Origin of the sequence: Mordavella massiliensis (assembly GCF_016901695.1) — a bacterium.
In the GTDB taxonomy this organism is placed as follows: Bacteria; Bacillota; Clostridia; order Lachnospirales; family Lachnospiraceae; genus Claveliimonas; species Claveliimonas massiliensis_A.
Window position 1 is genome coordinate 1 of record NZ_JACJKS010000026.1, and the last position, 19630, is coordinate 19630.

Below are 19630 nucleotides of genomic sequence, written 5' to 3' on the forward strand. Positions count from 1 at the left end.
GCTAAAGCCGCATCCGCTAATCTCTCTGCTGATAATGGGAATTAAAAGCATTGAGATTTTCCTGAATGTAATAGAAAAACAGATGCAGCTAATGCTGCGTTAGAATCAGGCATGCCGGAAACATAATGCTTTTACATATGATAACACAGACAGGGAGAAAATACCAGATAAATATACCATGGGCGCCGGGATCTGTAGAAAACTTATCTGCTTACACAATAGTCCTTTCCTGTCCTGTACAGGTATACGATCTTCACAACACTCACCACAATGATCCCCACGCCTGCTGCCAGCACAAGCACCACCCCCGCCAGGGGCAACAGCGCCGACAGGATGACGCCCGCCGCCGATCCCGCCAGCAGGCCCACATACCACTTTACAAGGCGCAGCCACTTTTCCGAGAGAAGGAGGTCCCGCTCCTGAAGAACAGCCGCATGCCCCTTCAGCTCCTGGTACTCACCGGCTATATCAAGCGCCGCTGCCGCAAGGAGGGCCAGCAGGACCAGCGCAAACGCCGTCACGCCGGTTCCCCCGGACAGCAGGCTTAACGCGGCGCTCAAAGCTGCCGACAGGATTTTACAGATGCCCGCCGTCCTGTAGCGCCCGCAGGCAGGATCACAGGCAGACATCTTCAAGAGAACACCGCCGTATGCGATCACGAACAGGGTGCTGACCAACTGCAGCGCAGGGACCTTTTCCACCGTTTCTTCTGTGATAAAGATGCCTGCCACCGTGCTTATGATCAGCAGCCAGAACAGGATCTTAAGCCACTTTCCCATTTCTTCCGTACAGATTTTCGTTTTACTCATTTCTGTTCCTCCACATCCGCCAGTGCGAGAAGCTCTGCAAACCGGAAGCAGTCCTCCCGGTGATCGTTGATGATGCCGCAGGCCTGCAGATGGGAATACACGGTGATGGATCCCATATATTTCAGCCCCCGCTTTTTCAGGTCCCTGCTGATCTTGTCCGACAGTTCGTTGCTGGCCGGCAGCCCCTCTGTCTGATGGGCCGGATAGACATAGGTCCTGCCGCCCGTAAAGCTCCACAGGTATGCCGAGAAGGACCCGTATGCGTCCCGGATCTGCTGGAAACACCGGGCATTGTGGATGACAGCCCGCACCTTTCTCTCAGAGCGGATCATCCCCTCCGTGCCCAGGATGCGCTCCACATCCGCCTCGCCGTAGCCCGCCACTTTGTCAAAGTCAAAGCCGTCAAAGCACTGCCGGAAGATCTCCCGCTTCTTTATCATCATATTCCAGTTCAGGCCGCACTGCATGACTTCCATCATCAGGAACTCAAACTGTTTCCTGTCGTCATGAAGCGGCACGCCCCACTCCTCATCATGATACCGGATCATCTTTTCATTGCACAGGCACCACGGACATCTGTTCATAGCTGGTCTCCTCTTCTCATTCTTCCTCTGTCAGATATTATCTCACACAGGAAACGTCATTTCCAGTAAAAATCCAGTAAAAGGAACGCAAAAGAAGAGACCGGCCTCCCCCAGGGGACACGCCCGTCTCTTCTATATTCACAGTGCCTATTTCTGCACGATATTGATGATCCTTCCCGGCACATAGATCTCTTTCACGATCGTCCCGGTCAGCTTATCCTGCACAGCTTCCTTTCCTTTTGCGATGGCATCCTCTTTGGACACATCGGCCGGAAGGGCCACAACGGCTCTCGTCTTGCCGTTGATCTGCACAGCGATCTCCACCTCGTCGTCCTTCATGGCCTCCTCATCGTAGGTGGGCCAGCCGGCGTGGAAGACTGTCTCGGTGTGGCCAAGCTCCTCCCACATCTCCTCTGCCATGTGAGGCGTGAAAGGCGACAGGAGAACGGCAAGAGTCTCCAGCGTCTCCCTGTCCACGCCGCCCTCTTTCCTGGCGATCTCTGTCAGCTTGTTTGTGTGCTCCATAAAGGCGGAGACAACTGTGTTCAGGCTGAAGCTCTCCAGGCGGGTCGTCACGTCATAAGTGAGTCTGTGGCGCTCCTTGAGCATGGCTTTCGTGGCCTTGATCTCTTTATCCTTGCTGTCCTGCAAAAGGTTCCACACCTTCTTGAGGAAGCGGTACACGCCGTCAATGCCCCTGTCGTCCCACTCGGCATCCAGCTCCGGCGGTCCCACAAAAAGCTCGTACATGCGCAGGGAATCACAGCCGTAATCCCGCACCAGATCGTCCGGAGACACCACGTTCCCCTTGGACTTGCTCATCTTGATGCCGTTCTTTCCGGTGATCATGCCCTGGTTGAACAGCTTGTGGAAGGGCTCGTCGAAATCGATCACGCCGATGTCGCACAGGAATTTTGTGTAAAAGCGCGCATACAGAAGGTGCAGCACCGCATGCTCCACACCGCCGATGTACATATCAACCGGGAGCATTGCATCTGCCTTCTCCCTGGATACAAGTTCCCTGTCGTTGTGGTTGTCCACATAGCGCAGGAAGTACCAGGAGGAACCTGCCCACTGGGGCATGGTGTTCGTCTCCCGCTTCGCGTCCGCCCCGCAGACCGGGCACTTGCAGTTCACCCACTCGTCGATGGCTGCCAGCGGGGATTCGCCGGTCCCGGTAGGCTCGTAGGACTGCACATCCGGGAGCCGCAGGGGAAGCTCCTCCTCCGGCACCGGCACATTGCCGCAGTGCGGGCAGTGGATGATCGGGATGGGCTCGCCCCAGTATCTCTGGCGGGAGAACACCCAGTCGCGCAGCTTGTAGTTCACAGTCGCGCGCCCGATCCCTTTCTCTTCTATAATATGGGGGCCTTCCTTCTTCAGCACGGAGGATTCCATGCCGTCCCACTCGCCGGAATTGATCATGATCCCGGACGCCTCGGTGTAGGCCTCTGTCATGTTCTCGATCTCTTTCCCGTCCTTTGCAATGACCTGGATGATCGGGATGCCGAATTTTGTGGCAAACTCAAAGTCACGGTCGTCGTGGGCAGGCACGCACATGATGGCTCCCGTACCGTAGTCGGCAAGTACGTAGTCGGACAGCCAGATGGGCACCTTCTTGCCGTTGATGGGATTGATGGCATAGCTTCCGGTGAATACGCCGGTCTTTTCCTTATCCTGCATCCGGTCCACGTTGGACTTCATGGACGCCTCGTAGATATATTTCTCCACAGCTTCCCGTGTCTCATCTGTGGCCAGCTCTTTCGCAAGGGCGTGCTCCGGCGCCAGCACCATGAAGGTGGCCCCGTGGAGCGTGTCCGGCCTTGTGGTGTAGACGGTGATCTTCTCCGGTCTCCCGTCGATGGGGAAATCCACCTCCGCGCCGTAGGACTTGCCAATCCAGTCTGTCTGCATCTTCTTGACTTTCTCCGGCCAGTCCAGCTTGTCCAGATCCTTGAGGAGCCGCTCCGCGTAGGCCGTGATCTTCAGCATCCACTGGCGGAGGTTCTTCTTCGTCACCTCCGCGCCGCAGCGCTCGCACTTTCCGTTCACCACTTCCTCGTTGGCCAGGCCTGTCTTACAGGACGGGCACCAGTTGATGGGGAATTCCTTCTCGTAGGCAAGTCCCTCTTTGAACATCTTCACAAAGATCCACTGGGTCCACTTATAGTAGTCCGGATCCGTCGTATTGACCTCCAGATCCCAGTCGTAGAGAGCCGCGATCTGGTTGATCTGCTCCTTGATATGCCTGATGTTCTCAGCCGTGGATACGGCCGGGTGCACGCCCATCTTGATGGCGTAGTTCTCAGCCGGAAGGCCGAAGGCGTCCCATCCCATGGGATGGATGATATAGTAGCCCTGCTGCAGCTTGTATCTGCTCCACACATCGGAGATCACATAGCCTCTCCAGTGTCCCACGTGAAGTCCGTTTCCGGACGGGTACGGGAACATGTCCAGGCAGTAATATTTTTCACGTGTATTGCCATCCTGGTCCACTTTGGTATTCACCGGGTTCTTCTCCCAGTTTTCCCGCCATTTCTTCTCGATGGCCTTATGATTATAAGGTACAGCCATTGTTCATCCCTCCTGTTATTATGCGTAAATGTACACTATTTCTAATTTTACCATAGGAAGTCCGTCTGTCAAGTTATCCGCCCGGATTTTACAGATTTCACTCTGCTTTTTCAGGATTTCGGGGAATTTTTGCTGGACATGCGGGGCGCGTCACGGTATGATAGACGAAGACTGCATTCTGCGAAAGAATACAAAAGAAAGGAACAGACTTATGTTTGCACAGATCATCAACACGTTAAGCGACCTTCTGTACACCTACATCCTGATCGTACTCCTGGTCGGAACCGGCATCTACTTCACCATCAAGACAAGGGGCGTACAGTTCCGCATGCTGGGCGAGGCCATCCGCGTCGTCATGGAGCCAAAAGACAGCGAGGACGGGCTCTCCTCCTTCCAGGCGCTGATGGTGTCCACCGCCTCCCGGGTCGGCACGGGCAACATCGCCGGCATCTCCACCGCCATCTGCATCGGCGGTCCGGGCGCCGTCTTCTGGATGTGGCTCACCGCCCTTCTCGGCAGCGCCTCCGCCTTCATCGAGAGCACCCTGGCGCAGATCTATAAGAGGAAAGCTCAGGACGGCACCTGCTACGGCGGCCCCGCGTACTACATCCAGGCGGCCCTTAAGAAGCGCTGGCTCGGCGCCGTGTTCGCCGTCTTCCTGATCCTCACCTACATGGTGGGCTTCAACATGGTGGCCTCCTTCAACATCACCGACTGCTTCCGCACCTACAGCTTCTTCCAGGAGGGCACCACGCCCATGATCATCGGCGGCATCCTCGCCGTGATCTTCTGCGTCTGCATCTTCGGGGGAAGCACCCAGATCTCGAAGATCACCGGGCTCCTGGTGCCGCTCATGGGCATCTTCTACCTGGCGGTGGCCCTCTTCATCGTGGTGACGCACTTTGAGCTGATCCCCCGGATGTTTGTGGACATCTTCACAAACGCCTTTGATTTCCGGGCCATCTTCGGCGGCTTCACGGGCTCCTGCATCATGCAGGGCATCAAGAGGGGCCTCTTCTCCAACGAGGCCGGCGTAGGTTCCGCCCCCAATGCGGCGGCCAGCGCCTCCGTCTCCCACCCGGTCAAGCAGGGCCTGGTGCAGATGCTCTCCGTCTTTATCGACACCATCGTGATCTGCTCCGCCACCTCCTTCATGCTGCTCTGCTCCGGCGTGGCGCCCAGCGATGCGCTCAAGGGCATGCCCTGGGTACAGACAGCCGCAGCGGAGACGCTGGGAAGCTTCGGCACGACCTTTATCACCATCGCCCTCTTCCTGTTCGCCTTCACCACCCTCATCGGCAACTACTTCTACGCAGAGATGGGGCTTGGCTACCTGTGCGACAAGAAGCCGGGCCGACGGATGCTCTTTGTGTTCCGCATCTTCGCCACCGTGGTCGTGTTCGGCGGCTCTCTTATGGAGTTCAGCGTCGCCTGGGCTACCGCGGATGTCATCATGGGATTCCTGGCGCTCATCAACCTGCCCGTCATCATCCTGCTTGGCGGCCCTGCCGTGCGCTGCCTGAAGGACTACAGAAGGCAGAAAAAGGAAGGGAAAAATCCGGTCTTCAAGGCAGCCGACATCCAGCTTCCCTACAAGACCGATTTCTGGAACTAAACAAATCCATACAAATATTTATATTGTTTATCTTATTAAATTCATGTATAATGAATGTTAAGAAAAATACGTTTGTATTTTAAAAAGTACATGAAAAAAGGAGTGTTTTCCATGGTAAATTTATTAGCAGGACCAAAAGGCAGCGGTAAGACACAGCAGATGATCGAGCTGGCTAATCAGCAGGCAAAGGAGTGCAGCGGAAACGTTGTGTTCATCAAAAACAGCCACCGCGATACAAGCAGCGTGACCTTCGACATCCGGGTCGTATGCATGGATGACTACGAGGCGATCACCAACATTGACGAGTACATAGGCTTCCTCTACGGCATGTACAGCGCCAACCACGATGTGGAGTGCGTGTTCATCGACGGCATCCTGAAGCGCGACCACATCAAATCCTCCGACATGCCAAAGTTTGTGGAGCGCCTGAAGAAGATCTCCGCAGAGTGCGAGATCGACTTCTATGTGAGCATCAGCGCAAGCAAGGAAGATCTGACCGACATTGATCTGACGGACTGCAAGGTGTTAAACTAAAAAGCTGGGAAAATAAAAGAGTTCCTCCATCCGAATGAGGAACTCTTTTTTTCATGCCCAAAGATCCGGGCTCTTACGCTATGCTGTTATACTGCTGGGCAATATTGAGGGCGTGATCGCCGATCCTCTCGAAATCCGTCAGGATCTCCGAGTAGATGATGCCCGTATCCGCCTGGCAGGTTCCCTTCTCCATCCGGGCCACCTGTCTGTTCCGGTAATCGTCCCGCATGTCGTCGATCTTCTGCTCGTTGCGGGCCGTTCTCTCCAGGATCTTCTCCTTCTGTCCCTTTGTGAAGTCCTCGATCTCGTCCACTGTCTTCAGACACACATCCCGCATCATCTTCAGCTCCGCCAGGGCGTCTTCTGAGAACTGCTGTCCCCACTTCTTCAGGTTCACGGCGTAGCCTGCCAGATTCATGGCATGGTCGCCGATCCGCTCCAGGTTGCCGACCACCGTGTAGTAGCCGCTGATGTTCTTCAGATCCCGGCTGGCCGACTCGGAGGACATGACATGGACAATGTACCGGGAGATCTCCACGTTGAGGTAATCGATGTAGTCCTCCCGCTCTGTGATCTCCTCGTTCTTGCTCACGTCATTCCGGATCAGGGACTCGAAGCTGTCCTCGATGTTCCGGCGCACCATGCCGGTCATCCGGCCCACTTCCTGCTCCACCTGGGCCTGCATGATAGCTGCCTGTCCAACCTGGTAGCTCGTCTCAAAAGGCGTGATGTACTTGAGGCGCTTGATCCCATCCTTCTCGCTTTCGCTCTCCGGCAGGATCTTCTCCGCAAGACTTGCCATGTAGGTGCCGAAGGGCAGGAGCAGAAGTGTTGTGACAACGTTAAACGTTGTATGTACATTGGCGATCTGGGCCGCCGCATTTCCAGGAGCCGTTCCGGCCATAAAATCTGTAAAGGGCGTCAGGATGCAGATGATCGTAAACAAAACCGATCCGATAATATTAAACATCAGATGGATGATGGTCGTGCGCTTGGCAGCCGGCTTCGTGCCGATGGAGGCAAGGACCGCTGTGATACAGGTACCGATGTTCTGTCCGAACAGGATGTACACCGCGCTGGACAGGGGTACGAGTCCTGCGCTCGCCAGCGCCTGCAGGATGCCGACAGAGGCGGAGGAGGACTGGATGATGGCTGTGAACACCGCGCCCATGGCGATGCCTGCCAGCGGGTTGGAGAATGTGGTCATGAAGTTGATGAACACCTCAGAGCTCTGAAGGGGCACCATGGCGTTGCCCATCATGTCCATACCGATGAAGAGCACGCCGAATCCGGCGATCACCTCGCTGATATGCCTGACATTCTCCTTTTTCACAAACATGATGCAGGCCACGCCCACGAAGGCGAAGAACGGAGCCAGGGCTCCCACATCCAGGGCGATGAGCTGTCCGGTGATGGTGGTACCGATGTTGGCGCCCATGATCACCCAGACGGCCTGCCGCAGCGTCATGAGGCCGGAGTTAACGAAGCCGACTACCATGACGGTCGTGGCGGAGGAGGACTGGATCACGGCTGTGATGATGGCGCCGGCCAGCACGCCTTTGATGCGGTTCGACGTCAGCCTCTCCAGGATCGTCTTCATCTTATTGCCGGCCGCCGTCTCCAGGCCGGTACTCATCATCTGCATACCGTACAGGAACAGGGCCAGGCCTCCAAGTAACTGTAAAATTTCTGTTATACCCATTTCTCTTTCCATCCTTTGTTTTTTAGGTTTTTATACAGAGCCCTGTCCTTTTCAGACCAGTGCCTCATAGAGGAACACCATCAGGGGCATCGTAACAATACAGAAGATCACGGACATGATGTTGATCACGCTGGCATAGCGGGCGTCTTTGCCGTGGATCTGGGACAACTGGGTCACCATCACCGCCACCGGCGCGCAGGCTGCCAGAAGGACGATCATGAGAATGTACTCCGCGTCCGGATGCAGCCGGCCAAGGCCGCTGAACACATACAGGAAGATCAGGATCACCGGGAAGAACACAAGCCGCAGAAAGCAGATCAGGTAAGGCCGCTTCTGCCGGAACACCCACGCGAGGTCCACGTTCCCGATGAGCATGCCGACCACCAGCATGCTGGCCGGCCCGATCATGTCCCCGAAGCCGGTGACACACTCGCTGACAATGTAGGGAAGCCGGATCTTTGTCACAAACAGGATAAAGCCGGTCCCGATCGCCAGGATATTCGGATTGAGCAGGATCTTCCGGATGTCTGTCTTCTGGTCCCCGCAGATCACCGACTGGCAGTGGGTCCACAGAAGGGTGGTCTGGATCATCACGTAGGCCGTCGTGTAGAAGACCCACTCCTCCCCCAGCACCGCCGCCACAAGGGGCACGATGAGATTGCCCGCGTTGCTGTACTCCACAGACGCCTTCTCGATGCTGTTAAAGTGCAGCGGCCCGGCCAGCAGCCGTCCGCCCGCAATCAGCACGACGTGGGAGAGGATGCAGGCGCCGCACGCGAGGGCGAACCCGGCCAGCTTATCCGCGGTGAACTCGATCTGAAAGGCGTTGACGATCACGCAGGGGGAACAGATGTAGACCACCATGTTTGAGATGATCCGGCTGTCCTCCTCTTTGAATTTTCCGGATTTCACTGCCAGATACCCGACCAGGGCCATCAGGAAGAGGGCCACGATCTGCTCTGCCAGCAGGATACTCAGTTCCATATTCTACTCACTCATTCCTCGTCTGTCCGCTGCCGCCTCACTCCACAGCAGTCACTGTGTTGGCGGGCTCGCCCGCCTCATACGTAAAGGTGACGGTGTCGCCCGTCTCATAGCGGATGATCTCCAGGCAGTCCGCCACCGGCACATCGAAGATCTCCTCCGAGCCTTCCAGCAGGACATAGTAGTGGGAGTTGCCGTCCACCACCGCCTCGGCGATCCTTGCGATCACTCCGGAGACCGTCTGCTTCTCCACCGGCTCCGCCTCCTCCTCGGCGCGGATGCCGTTGCTCACGAGGAGTTCCCGGTAGCTCTCCTGGCACTGGCTGACCGTATCCCCGATCGCCACCACCTGGTATTTCTGCACATTGACCATGGCATACTTTTTCACAAGCCCCGCGTCGTCCTTGAGGGCGATGAAGTAGGTCGGCTCATCTGCGATGTTGAGAAGGAGGGGGAAGGTTGCCTGGTACTTTAAGTTCTGCACCTGTCCCTCTGCGGAGGCCATGGCCGCCGACTCGGTGGCCCCCTCCACCTCGTAGTATCTTGTCTCCATGGTGCGCTGGTTGGACAGGACGAATCCCACGTTGGACTGATCCCCGTTGACGGACGTGACGCCGGTGTACATCCACACGTCGTCGTCCATGGCAAGGTAATTGTACCCTTCCGTCGTCTGCAGGCAGTCCTTCTGCCCCAGCACACTGTTCAGGAACCCGTGCTTGAGGGTCCCGTAGTAGTCAAAGAGCTGCACCAGCAGGTCTGCCGAGTAGGCCCGGTCGATCCACTGGGGCGCGTCCTCTATGTCATAGGTCTCTGTCTCGCCGGTCACCGCATTGCACAGCACCACTTTCCCCACTGTCTCGCCGCCGAAGAGGCCGATGTTGAACTGTTTGACCGGCGCGATCCAGTAGGGCACGCCGTCGTCGTCGATCTCAAAACTCAGCTCCCCGTAGATATAGGTGGGGTGGGCAAACCGCAGGTGGCGGTAGATGTTCCGGTTGAAATACTCGCTCGTGGAGTATTTGATCCCCTCCTCCAGCTTGACCAGCTCTGTGTTCTGGCTGGCCATGTCGATGAGGATGTAGGCCGGGATGCCCTCGGACTGGTTCGTCAGCCACTTGATGGGGCTGGCGTATTTCAGGGGCGTCACCCGCACCGGGCGGTCCTGGTAGTTGATCTGGCTGTAAATGTCATCCGCCTCGAACTGGGAGACCATATCCACCATGCTCCCCATCTTCCGGTCCCCCAAAATAGCCGCGGAATCCTTGTCAAGGAGCGGGATCCTGTCAAAGGACAGCTCCTCGATGTCCTCGGTAAAATTCCCTTCCTCCACCGTCATGAGGCTCTGGTATTTTTTTGCGTTGATGATAGGGGATGACAGTAAGGTGCCGACAAGATAGACGACTCCCACGCCCAGGATCAGCCCTGCAAAGACCTTCATGGGCCGGGAGCTCCTGATCTCACCCCTGCCGAGCCGCTTCCTTGCCGCATAGACAACGGCCAGGATCACAAGCAGGGCGAGGATGAAAAACCAGACGTCTGAAGAATGGATATTGATGGCCGGCAGCGCGACATAGTAATAGATGCCTGCCGCCAGCACAAGCGCAATACCCAGAAATAACTTTCTGCTCTTTTTCATAATTCCTCCTTTTTGAGGGAGTTAGAATTTCTTTCTCCACATATATGAGAATAACATCAAAAAGGGAAAGATTTCAAGCCTTCCGGCCAACATATCAATACAAAATACAAGTTTTGAGAACATGGAGTAATCCGCAAAGCTGCCGATCGGACCTGTCATGCCAAGTCCCGGCCCCACGTTGCCGATGGTCGTGATCACAGAGCCAACCGTCGTCTCAAAGTCGAAATTATCTGCAGATACAAGGATCACGGACACGATCGCCAGGAAGGTGTAGGCAAGCAGGTAGATGTACACGTTGTGGATCGTATCCTCGCCCAGCTTCTTTCCGCTTAAGCGCACCACGTTCACAGACTTCGGGTGGGCCATGTGCTTGACCTCCTTCCAGATGCTCTTGAGGGCGATCTGGAGACGGGACACCTTGATGCCGCCGCCGGTAGAGGAGGCGCAGGCGCCCACGATCATCAGGGCTACCAGGATGCACTTGGACAGCACCGGCCACACGTTGTAGTCCGCCGTGGCATAACCTGTAGTCGTAATGATGGAGCCCACCTGGAAGGCCGCGTAGCGGAACGCCTCCAGCACGGAGTCATAGGAACTGCTGAGATTGACGGTGATGGCTGCGATGGCCGCTGCGATGATGCCAAGGTACCCCCACAGCTCCTCGTTTTTCAGAGCCGTCTTAAACTGGCGGATCGCCAGGAAATAGTACAGGTTGAAGTTGATGCCGAACAGGATCATGAAGACTGTGATCACGCCGTCCTGGTAGGCGCTGTCAAAATACCCCACGCTGTCCGCATAGTTGGAGAAGCCTCCCGTTCCCGCTGTGCCGAAGGCGTGCACAAGGGAGTCAAACAGGTTCATGCCGCCCGCCATCATGAGAACGACCTGCACCATGGTCAGGATGAAATACATGGCGTACAGGATCCGGGCCGTATCCCGCGCCTTGGGTACCAGCTTGTCCTTCTCAGGCCCCGGCACCTCGGCGCGCATCAGATGGATGGCGTTCTGCTTGTTTAAGTTTGTCAGCACCATCACGAACACGAGCACGCCCATGCCGCCCACCCAGTGGGTGAAGCTGCGCCAGAAGAGCATGCACTGGGGAAGGGCCTCCACATCTTTCAGGATCGTGGATCCGGTCGTCGTGAACCCGGACACGGTCTCAAAGAAGGCGTCCACATAGTTCGGTATGGACCCGGACAGGAAGAAGGGCATGGCTCCGAACAGGGACCAGAGGATCCAGGCGGAAGAGACGATGAACAGGCCGTCCTTTCCGTAGAGTTTTGTATCTTCCGGCTTTGTTCCGAGCGCGACAAGAAAAAACACAGCCAGCACCGCTGCTGTCACAACGAACCAGACCGCGCTCTCCTCCCCGTACAGGAAACCGACAAATGCCGGGAGCAGAAGCAGAAGCGCCTCTACCCCCATCATTTTCCCTATTATATGTATGATCATTTTCTTATTCATCTTGCGTCTACCTCTGTCTGACGAGGATCTCCCGGAGATCTTCCGTCCCCCTCTTTGTTGTCACAACGACCACGCTGTCTCCCACCTGCATGTAGTCCTCGCCGCTCGGGATGATGATCTTCCCCTTGCGGCCGATACAGGCGATCAGGTACTCCGGCTTTGTCTCCAGATCTTTCAGCGGGACGCCGGTGTACTCGCACTCCTCGCGTATGATGAATTCCAGGGCCTCGACCCGCTCGCCCACCAGCCGGTAGAGCGTCTCCACGTTGGCGCTCTTGAGCGATTTTTTCCTGGCCCGCACATAGCTTAAGATGGCGTCTGCCGTCACGCCCTTGGCGGACACGATGCTGTCGATGCCCATGCCCTCCACCATCTGGGCGCGGGAGTCCTCGTTGACTTTGACGATGATCTTGGGCACGTTCTTCGTCTTCGCGAACAGGCCAAGGATGATATTCTCCTCGTCCATGCCGGTGAGGGCGACCATGGCGTCCGCGTCCTCGATGCCCTCCTCCAGCAGAAGGGCGTGGTCCGTGGCGTCGCCGTGGATCACCGTCGTCTCCGGGAGCAGCTCTGTCAACTGCTCGCAGCGGGCGTAGTCCTTCTCAATGATCTTGATGTGCATTCTCGCATGCTGCAGCTGGCTGGCCAGATAGAAGCTGACGGAGCCCCCGCCGCAGATCATGACATTTTTCACTTTGTCCACCCGTCTGCCAAGCGCCGCGAAAAATTTCTCCAGCGTCTTGTGGGTGGAGGCGATGTAGATGCGGTCGCCCTCCTCCAGCACGGTGTGCCCGTCCGGGATAAAGACGTCTTTGCCTCTCTTGACCGCGCAGACAAGGATGCGGACCTGGAACCTCTGGTAGATCTCCGCCAGGGACAGGTCTTTCAGCTTGCTGTCGGAGCGGATCGGGAACTCCACCAGCTCCACTCTCCCCTTCACGAACGTCTCCACCTTGCTCGTGTCCGGAAACAGGAGCACTCTTGCGATCTCATGGGCGACAGCCAGCTCCGGGTTGACCGCCATGCTCAGGTGCAGGTCCTCCTTGAGAAGGCCCATCTGCCGGTAGTAGATGGGGTTTCTCACTCTGGCGATCGTATGTCTCGCCCCCAGCCTCTTGGCCAGCAGGCAGCTCATCATGTTCAGTTCGTCCGTGGACGCGCAGGCGATGACCAGGTCCGCGTGGGGCACGTCCGCCTCCTTCTGCACCTCTGCGTCCGCCCCGTTTCCGGTGATGCAGAAGATATCCATCTGGTTCAGCGCCTCTTTTAATTTTCCGGCATTCTGGTCGATCAATACGATATCATAATCCTCTTCAGACAACTGGGCAGCCAGTTTCCGCCCGACTTTTCCGTCTCCGATGATAACTATTTTCACCTTTTTTCCCTCTTTTTCACAATTCTCTTTTGCAGTATCCTCCCCTGCGGCGGCGCCTTTTCAGGCGTAAAAAAACAGCCGCAGTATACGGCAACTGGATTATAGCACTTCTATATCTAATCTGCAATAGGATTGCACGCAGAAAAGGGGCGGCACACATCACAAAAAAATGTGTGCCGCCGCCCGGGTTTTTGTGCTATTTTATTCCTCCGCAGACCTCTTGGCAATCTCCGCCTCCTGCACGTCGTGAGGCGCCTGCTCGTAGCGGGCAAAGGTGTACTCGTATGTGCCTCTGCCGCCTGTCATGGACCGCAGGGTGGTGCAGTAGCCGAACATGCCCGTCATAGGCACGTCCGCCTCGATCACCTGGCGTCCTCCGCTCACCGGCGTCATGCCGAGCACGCGGCCTCTGCGCTTGTTGAGGTCTCCCATGACGTCGCCGGTGTAGTCGTCCGGCACGGTGACTTTCACGGAAGCAATGGGTTCCAGAAGGATCGGGTCCGCCTCCATGAAGCCCTTCTTGAAGGCCTGGCTCGTCGCGGTCTTGAATGCCATCTCAGAGGAGTCCACCGGATGGTAGGATCCGTCGTAGAGGACCGCCTTCACGCCCACCACCGGATAGCCGGCCAGAGGGCCCTTCTGCACGGATTCCTGAAGCCCCTTCTCCACAGCCGGGAAGTAGTTCTTCGGAACTGCTCCGCCTACCACCTCTTCTTCAAAGATGTAGGGCGTGTCCAGATCTCCGGAGGGCTCAAAGCGCATCTTGACATGGCCGTACTGTCCGTGGCCGCCTGTCTGCTTCTTGTATTTGGAATCCACGTCGGATTTCTTGCGGATCGTCTCGCGGAAGGCAACCTTCGGCGTCTCCAGCAGAATCTCGCATTTGTATCTCGCCAGGAGCTTGCTGGCCGCGATCTCCAGGTGCTGATCTCCCATGCCGTAGAGGAGGCTCTGCCGGTTCTCCCCGTCGTTGACGGCCTTCAGGGTCACATCCTCGGCCATCATCCGCTGGAGCGCCTGGGACACCTTGTCCTCATCGCCTTTGTTTTTCACGACATACTTCATATATGTATAGGGTTTGGAGTAATCCGTCTTGCTGTAGACAACCTGGGTCGTCTTGGAGGAGAGCGTATCTCCTGTCTGGGTGTTCGGCAGTTTGGCGATGGCGCCGATATCGCCGGCGAACATCTCGCTTACCTCCTCCGGCTTGTTGCCGGACATGGTGTAGATCTTGCCCAGCTTCACCTCGGTGTCGGAGGCGGTGTTGTAGAGCGTGTCGTCGCCTTTGAGAACGCCGGAGCACACCTTGATAAAGGAATATTTTCCGATGAACGGATCCACCATAGTCTTGAACACATAGGCGCTCTTGGCTGCGGAGAAGTTGTAGTCCGCCTCGAAGATCTCGTTGGTCGTCCGGTTCAGGCCCGCGCACTTTCTGCAGTCCGGGCTGGGGAAGAAGCGGACAATGTCAGAGAGCAGGTTGGCAACGCCCTGGGCCTGGATGTTGGATCCCATGGCAACCGGAACAATGTCGCCGTCCATCACTTCCGTCCTCATGGCTGCGCGGATCTCCTCAACAGAGAACTCCTCGCCGGCAAAATACCGCTCCATAAACTCCTCGCTCGTCTCGGCCACTGCCTCCAGAAGCTTCTCCCGGTAGATCTCCAGGTTGGGCCTGCAGTAATCCGGGATCTCGCACTCTTCCCTCTGGCCGATGCCGGTGTAGCGGCGTCCCGCGTTCTTGATGACATTGACATAGCCGACCAGTTTCTCATTCTCGCGGATCGGCTGGAAATGGGGCGCGATCACCTTGCCGTAGCGGTCCGTGAGCTGCTGCACGACCTGGCGGAAGCTTGCGTCGTCCACATCCATCTCCGTCACATAGACCATGCGGGGCAGGTTGTACTTGTCGCACAGCTCCCACGCCTTCTCTGTCCCGACTTCCACGCCGGCCTTGCCAGACACAACGATGACCGCTGCGTCAGCCGCGCTGACCGCCTCTTCCACCTCGCCGACGAAGTCGAAGTAGCCCGGCGTATCCAGCACATTGATCTTCGCCTTCTCCCACTCGATGGGCACCAGCGTTGTGCTGATGGAAAACTTACGCTTCTGCTCCTCTTTATCAAAATCGCTGATGGTATTGCCATCCGTCACTTTTCCCATGCGGCTGATGGCGCCGGATACGTAAGCCATAGCCTCCACAAGGCTTGTCTTACCGCATCCGCCATGTCCTAAAAGGACCACGTTTCTGATTTCGTCCGTTCTGTAAACCTTCATATAGCTGCCTCCTTGCTTTTCGAAAAATCTCATGGGTATATTGTACTAAAATTTTTCTGATATTACAACTCTTTCATGCATGTTTTACAAAAATTTCGACATTTTGACATCCGGCCCTGTTCGTAGTAAAATGCATAGCAAGCGACTGCTTTTCCGGCAGAAATACAGCGAACGGAGAGGAACGAAAAGACATGAAGCAAACGAAGATCGGTTTTGTCGGGCTGGGGCTCATCGGCGGCTCCATCGCCAGGGCCATACGGCAGTATTATCCGGACTACACCATCACCGCATTTGACAAGAACAAGGAGACGCTGGCCCTCGCCACCCAGGAATCTGTCATCGACGTGGCGGCCGCCCACATCGACGACAGTTTCCGCGGCTGCAGCTGCATCTTCCTGTGCGCGCCGGTTTCTTATAATAATGCGTATCTGAAGCAGATCTCCCGGTACCTGGAGGAGGACACCGTGCTGACGGACGTGGGCAGCGTCAAGACAAGCATCCACCGGGAGGTGGAACGGCTGGGACTTGGACGGCATTTCATCGGCGGGCATCCCATGGCCGGTTCGGAGAAGAGCGGGTACGCCAACTCCAAGGCCATGCTCATCGAGAACGCCTACTACATCCTCACCCCCTCGCCGGAGGTACCGGAGGAGAAAGTACGCGCTTTCTCCAGCTTTGTCGAGGCGCTCCACGCCCTGCCCGTTGTGCTGGATTACCGGCAGCACGACCAGATTACCGGCACCATCAGCCATCTGCCCCACATTATCGCAGCCAGCCTCGTATGCCTGGTGCGGGACACGGACACAAAGGACGAGCTGATGAAGCACCTGGCGGCCGGCGGCTTTAAGGACATCACCCGCATCGCCTCCTCCTCCCCCACCATGTGGCAGCACATCTGCCTGAACAACCGGGAAAATATTTCCTGTATCCTGCAGCGGTACATCGCCATGCTGCAGCAGGCGAAGGAGGAGATAGACCAGGGCGACGCCCAGGCTTTGTACCAGCTCTTCGACAGCTCCCGCAGCTACCGCAACTCCATTCCCGGCGGGTCCTCAGGGCCCATCAAGAAGGTGTTTGCCGTATACTGCGACATTATCGACGAGGCGGGCGGGATCGCTACCATCGCCACCATCCTGGCATCCAACAATATCAATATCAAGAATATCGGCATCGTGCACAATCGCGAATTTGAAGAAGGCGTTCTTCGGATTGAATTTTACGACGACGCCTCTGCAAAAAAAGCGGCGCAGCTTCTGCAGAAATACCGGTATATCGTCTATGAACGGCAGTAATGCAATTCCGGACGTAACGTAATTCCGGACGTAACACTTTTTAAAAGTGTTACGTCCGGAATTGCTTGTACTGGTGCGCAATTGTGTTAATTTTCGGAATTGTCACTTTTGCCTCCGGCAAGGCTTGCCTTTAGCCCCCGCAGAATATACAATAAATGTATCACTACAAATGAGGGAGATTCGTTATGTCGGAATTCAAACAACACAAAAAACTTGCACAACAGCGCAGGATGCATTTCTTCGGTTCTGTCTTTGCCCTGATCTTTGGCGGCATTGTAACAGCCGGTCTGTGCTCTGCCTTTTTCCCGTCCGGCCCGGGCGGTACTGGAGCGGGGCAGCAGGAAGAAGGCGGTGCAGTTCCTGCCGCAGCGCAGGCCAAGGCACACGAACCGTCTGAAGCTGTCTGGACAGCGGCCGGGGACGTGGTCTTTCATCTGCCGTTCCTGGAATCGGGCGTGTATCTGAACGCGGATACCGGCAGCTATGATTACAACGCCATCTTCGACCACTGCCGCACTCTCTTTGAAGCGGCGGACTTCTCCACCGTCACGATCGAGACGTCCCTGGCCGGCGAGGAGGCGGGCTACAGCGGCTATCCCATGTTCAAAGCGCCGGACGCGCTGGCGGACGCCCTCGCGGGCAGCGGATTTGACATGATCAACCTTGCCAGCAACCACGTCTACGACGGACTGGATGCGGGACTTTTGCGGACCATGGATGTGCTTGGGGAGAAAAATCTGCTGTTCATGGGGACCCGCACGGATGAAGAGCAGAAGAAATATAATATTGTGGAGGTAAACGGCATCAAAGTCGGCGTCCTCAGCTACGTCTATGAGACCACGGAGGAGGGCGCCTCCAAGTCCATCAACAGCATCCCTCTCTCCGACGAGGCTGCCCCCCTTGTGAATTCCTTCGACCCCAATCACCCGGAAGCCTTTTACGAGGAAGCAGCATCTTCCCTGGCGGCCATGAAGGAGGAAGGCGTCCAGTACACCATCGCCTACATGCACTGGGGGATTGAGTATCAGACGACGCCGTCAAAGCAGCAGACCGAGATGGCGCAAAAGCTCTGCGACATGGGCGTTGACACCCTCATCGGCAGCCATCCCCACGTGATCCAGCCTGTGGATCTTCTGACTTCCTCAGACGGGAAGCATCAGATGGTCTGCGCCTACGCCATCGGCAACTTCCTCTCCAACCAGAGAGCCGAATATATGCAGGCGGAAATGCCCACCGGCGAGACCGAGGACAGTTTCCTTTTGACTCTTTCCCTCTCCAGCGATGAAAAGGGAAAGGTAACCCTGACGGACATCACCTTCACGCCCATGTGGACGTACCGCTATGAGGACAGCGCCGGAGCCGCTTTCGCTGTCCTGCCGTTAAACGACACCGCCACCCTGGAACAGACTACCGGACTTTCCGGCATCAAGGACGCGGCCGACGCATCTGCCGCCCGCACCCAGGCCATCATCGGCGGGGGCGTGGAGAAGGTAAAAGCCGCCCTGCCGCTGAAATCGGCCATCTGAAAATACCAGATCAAAAAAAGCCATACGATGTTCCAGCAAAACACCGCATGGCTTTTTTCGTTCTTTTGCAGGCGACAGTCACGGCGGCTGCCGCACAGAAAAGACTGCAGGAAACATCTCAGCAGAACGCCGCATAATCCATATACTCTCCCACAGCCTCCTCCAATGGTCTGGCCTCCGTTTGAAGAACTGGCGCTTTTATATCCCGGATTTCCAAAAACTGTCTTATTCCTCCAATGTCGTCACGCAGGACTTCAAGATAAGTAAATGGAACATCCTGATAATATCTGTTTCCGAATAAATCCCTGTATTCTATTCTCAAAAGGCAAAAAAGATTGATATCCGTGTCATGATCAAAAATCCATACCAGCTTCTCACTGCCCGTCAAACGTCTTTTCACATGATGGAACGCATAACTGTGGCAGCCAACTGATTTCCCGTTTACCGCCAATCCCGCAACGCTGAGATCAAACGCGCATTTCTGATTCTCTGACCTTATCACTATTTTGCTGCACATCTTATGCTCCAGGCAGGAAAATCCTGTTGTGATCAGCTCTCTGTCCGGCGTCACAGTCAAAATAAGATCAAAATCCGTGTCCGGCTTGTATTCCGTCACCTCGAAATCCAGAAGAGGCATATATTCAAGCCGCTTTGTTTCTAAATCCGCATCCTTCTGCGCGCAAATCGTAACAACAACACCTGCAAGTGTAAAAGAACCGCCAATCACAGTGCCAATAAAACCGATCCACATTTCTCTGCTCCCCGGCACATGGATCTTCATATATTCAAAGAGGCACACTACAAGAAACATGATAAAAACAATGACAATCGGAGCTGTCAGGCAATACAAAATCTCCTTCTTATATTTTCTCATCTGTTTTCCCTTTCTCTTTTTACAAGATATGCATGTCCCTCTTCCGCTCCGCAACGGATTTATCTTCCGTCCCTCTGCCCGGCCTTTCCATTCGGCAGAGATATCAGATCTGTTCCCGGATCCACTCCCGGATAAGCCCGACGTCCGTCTCTGCTATCCGGGCGATCTCCTCTGCCGGCATCCCGGACCGGGCCAGATTGACCACTATACTGCGTTTGCCCTCCGTCTGGCCATCTGTGAAGCCCTGGGCGTGGCCCTCCGCGAGCCCCTGGGCAAGCCCCTTCTCATAGGATTGCTCCCGCTCCTGCCTCATATGTCTCTCCTGATCATATTCATAGATACTCATCTTCCTCGCCTCCGCACGGTTCTTCTCCAGAAACTCCG

At 56.0% G+C, this 19630-nt stretch carries 14 protein-coding genes and 1 pseudogene; 4 read left to right on the top strand and 11 right to left on the bottom strand.

Translation table 11 applies throughout. The annotated features are described in order from the left end of the window. Window positions 1–203: 203 nt before the first annotated feature. The 3 genes from H6A20_RS12220 to leuS form a co-directional block, all read right to left on the bottom strand. Window positions 204–809, bottom strand: coding sequence for a hypothetical protein (locus H6A20_RS12220; protein WP_204907396.1), 606 nt, complete (start codon window positions 807–809; stop codon window positions 204–206). Next, the gene (locus tag H6A20_RS12225; RefSeq protein WP_204907397.1) at window positions 806–1393 is read right to left on the bottom strand and encodes a DNA-3-methyladenine glycosylase I; all 588 of its coding nucleotides are present in this window, start codon (window positions 1391–1393) and stop codon (window positions 806–808) included. The genes H6A20_RS12220 and H6A20_RS12225 overlap by 4 nt, the downstream gene beginning before the upstream one ends. A gap of 147 nt (window positions 1394–1540) precedes the next feature. Next, a complete protein-coding gene (leuS, locus tag H6A20_RS12230) occupies window positions 1541–3967 on the bottom strand; it encodes a leucine--tRNA ligase (protein ID WP_204907398.1) in 2427 nt (808 codons plus the stop codon). 211 nt (window positions 3968–4178) lie between these two features. Here leuS and H6A20_RS12235 point away from each other — a divergent pair, with 211 nt between their 5' ends. Continuing rightward, window positions 4179–5582 carry an alanine/glycine:cation symporter family protein gene (locus tag H6A20_RS12235; protein ID WP_204907399.1) on the top strand — a complete coding sequence of 468 codons (1404 nt, stop codon included), beginning with the start codon at window positions 4179–4181 and terminating at the stop codon, window positions 5580–5582. Between the two features lie 111 nt (window positions 5583–5693). Further along, on the top strand, window positions 5694–6116 hold the full coding sequence (locus tag H6A20_RS12240; RefSeq protein WP_204907400.1) for a hypothetical protein: 423 nt from the start codon (window positions 5694–5696) through the stop codon (window positions 6114–6116). Window positions 6117–6189: 73 nt separating this feature from the next. On the opposite strand, the gene H6A20_RS12245 is transcribed toward H6A20_RS12240, so the two are convergent. The 6 genes from H6A20_RS12245 to H6A20_RS12270 form a co-directional block, all read right to left on the bottom strand. Next, window positions 6190–7818, bottom strand: a complete 1629-nt coding sequence (locus H6A20_RS12245; RefSeq protein WP_204907401.1) for a Na/Pi cotransporter family protein — start codon at window positions 7816–7818, stop codon at window positions 6190–6192. A gap of 51 nt (window positions 7819–7869) precedes the next feature. Next, window positions 7870–8802, bottom strand: a complete 933-nt coding sequence (locus H6A20_RS12250) for an AEC family transporter (RefSeq protein WP_204907402.1) — start codon at window positions 8800–8802, stop codon at window positions 7870–7872. Window positions 8803–8839: 37 nt separating this feature from the next. Beyond that, window positions 8840–10438, bottom strand: coding sequence for a CvpA family protein (locus H6A20_RS12255; RefSeq protein WP_204907403.1), 1599 nt, complete (start codon window positions 10436–10438; stop codon window positions 8840–8842). Window positions 10439–10459: 21 nt separating this feature from the next. Continuing rightward, the gene (locus H6A20_RS12260; protein WP_204907404.1) at window positions 10460–11902 is read right to left on the bottom strand and encodes a TrkH family potassium uptake protein; all 1443 of its coding nucleotides are present in this window, start codon (window positions 11900–11902) and stop codon (window positions 10460–10462) included. A 7-nt stretch (window positions 11903–11909) separates the two neighbouring features. Further along, a complete protein-coding gene (trkA, locus tag H6A20_RS12265; protein ID WP_204907405.1) occupies window positions 11910–13277 on the bottom strand; it encodes a Trk system potassium transporter TrkA in 1368 nt (455 codons plus the stop codon). 201 nt (window positions 13278–13478) lie between these two features. Further along, on the bottom strand, window positions 13479–15554 hold the full coding sequence (locus H6A20_RS12270; RefSeq protein WP_204907406.1) for an elongation factor G: 2076 nt from the start codon (window positions 15552–15554) through the stop codon (window positions 13479–13481). Between the two features lie 191 nt (window positions 15555–15745). Between H6A20_RS12270 and H6A20_RS12275 the strand changes: the two genes are divergently transcribed. After that, window positions 15746–16846, top strand: coding sequence for a prephenate dehydrogenase (locus tag H6A20_RS12275; protein ID WP_204907407.1), 1101 nt, complete (start codon window positions 15746–15748; stop codon window positions 16844–16846). 185 nt (window positions 16847–17031) lie between these two features. After that, window positions 17032–18372 carry a CapA family protein gene (locus tag H6A20_RS12280; protein WP_204907408.1) on the top strand — a complete coding sequence of 447 codons (1341 nt, stop codon included), beginning with the start codon at window positions 17032–17034 and terminating at the stop codon, window positions 18370–18372. Between the two features lie 118 nt (window positions 18373–18490). On the opposite strand, the gene H6A20_RS12285 is transcribed toward H6A20_RS12280, so the two are convergent. Together H6A20_RS12285 and H6A20_RS12290 are read right to left on the bottom strand one after the other, a co-directional pair. After that, window positions 18491–19246, bottom strand: a complete 756-nt coding sequence (locus tag H6A20_RS12285; RefSeq protein WP_204907409.1) for a hypothetical protein — start codon at window positions 19244–19246, stop codon at window positions 18491–18493. Window positions 19247–19349: 103 nt separating this feature from the next. After that, window positions 19350–19630 (bottom strand): annotated as a pseudogene (locus H6A20_RS12290) (transposase); the annotation flags it as partial.

Bases quoted from the DNA above. Each gene is read 5' to 3' on its own strand.
- H6A20_RS12220 (WP_204907396.1), bottom strand. From the start codon at position 809: ATGAGTAAAACGAAAATCTGTACGGAAGAAATGGGAAAGTGGCTTAAG.
- H6A20_RS12225 (WP_204907397.1), bottom strand. From the start codon at position 1,393: ATGAACAGATGTCCGTGGTGCCTGTGCAATGAAAAGATGATCCGGTAT.
- leuS (WP_204907398.1), bottom strand. From the start codon at position 3,967: ATGGCTGTACCTTATAATCATAAGGCCATCGAGAAGAAATGGCGGGAA.
- H6A20_RS12235 (WP_204907399.1), top strand. From the start codon at position 4,179: ATGTTTGCACAGATCATCAACACGTTAAGCGACCTTCTGTACACCTAC.
- H6A20_RS12240 (WP_204907400.1), top strand. From the start codon at position 5,694: ATGGTAAATTTATTAGCAGGACCAAAAGGCAGCGGTAAGACACAGCAG.
- H6A20_RS12245 (WP_204907401.1), bottom strand. From the start codon at position 7,818: ATGGGTATAACAGAAATTTTACAGTTACTTGGAGGCCTGGCCCTGTTC.
- H6A20_RS12250 (WP_204907402.1), bottom strand. From the start codon at position 8,802: ATGGAACTGAGTATCCTGCTGGCAGAGCAGATCGTGGCCCTCTTCCTG.
- H6A20_RS12255 (WP_204907403.1), bottom strand. From the start codon at position 10,438: ATGAAAAAGAGCAGAAAGTTATTTCTGGGTATTGCGCTTGTGCTGGCG.
- H6A20_RS12260 (WP_204907404.1), bottom strand. From the start codon at position 11,902: ATGAATAAGAAAATGATCATACATATAATAGGGAAAATGATGGGGGTA.
- H6A20_RS12270 (WP_204907406.1), bottom strand. From the start codon at position 15,554: ATGAAGGTTTACAGAACGGACGAAATCAGAAACGTGGTCCTTTTAGGA.
- H6A20_RS12275 (WP_204907407.1), top strand. From the start codon at position 15,746: ATGAAGCAAACGAAGATCGGTTTTGTCGGGCTGGGGCTCATCGGCGGC.
- H6A20_RS12280 (WP_204907408.1), top strand. From the start codon at position 17,032: ATGTCGGAATTCAAACAACACAAAAAACTTGCACAACAGCGCAGGATG.
- H6A20_RS12285 (WP_204907409.1), bottom strand. From the start codon at position 19,246: ATGAGAAAATATAAGAAGGAGATTTTGTATTGCCTGACAGCTCCGATT.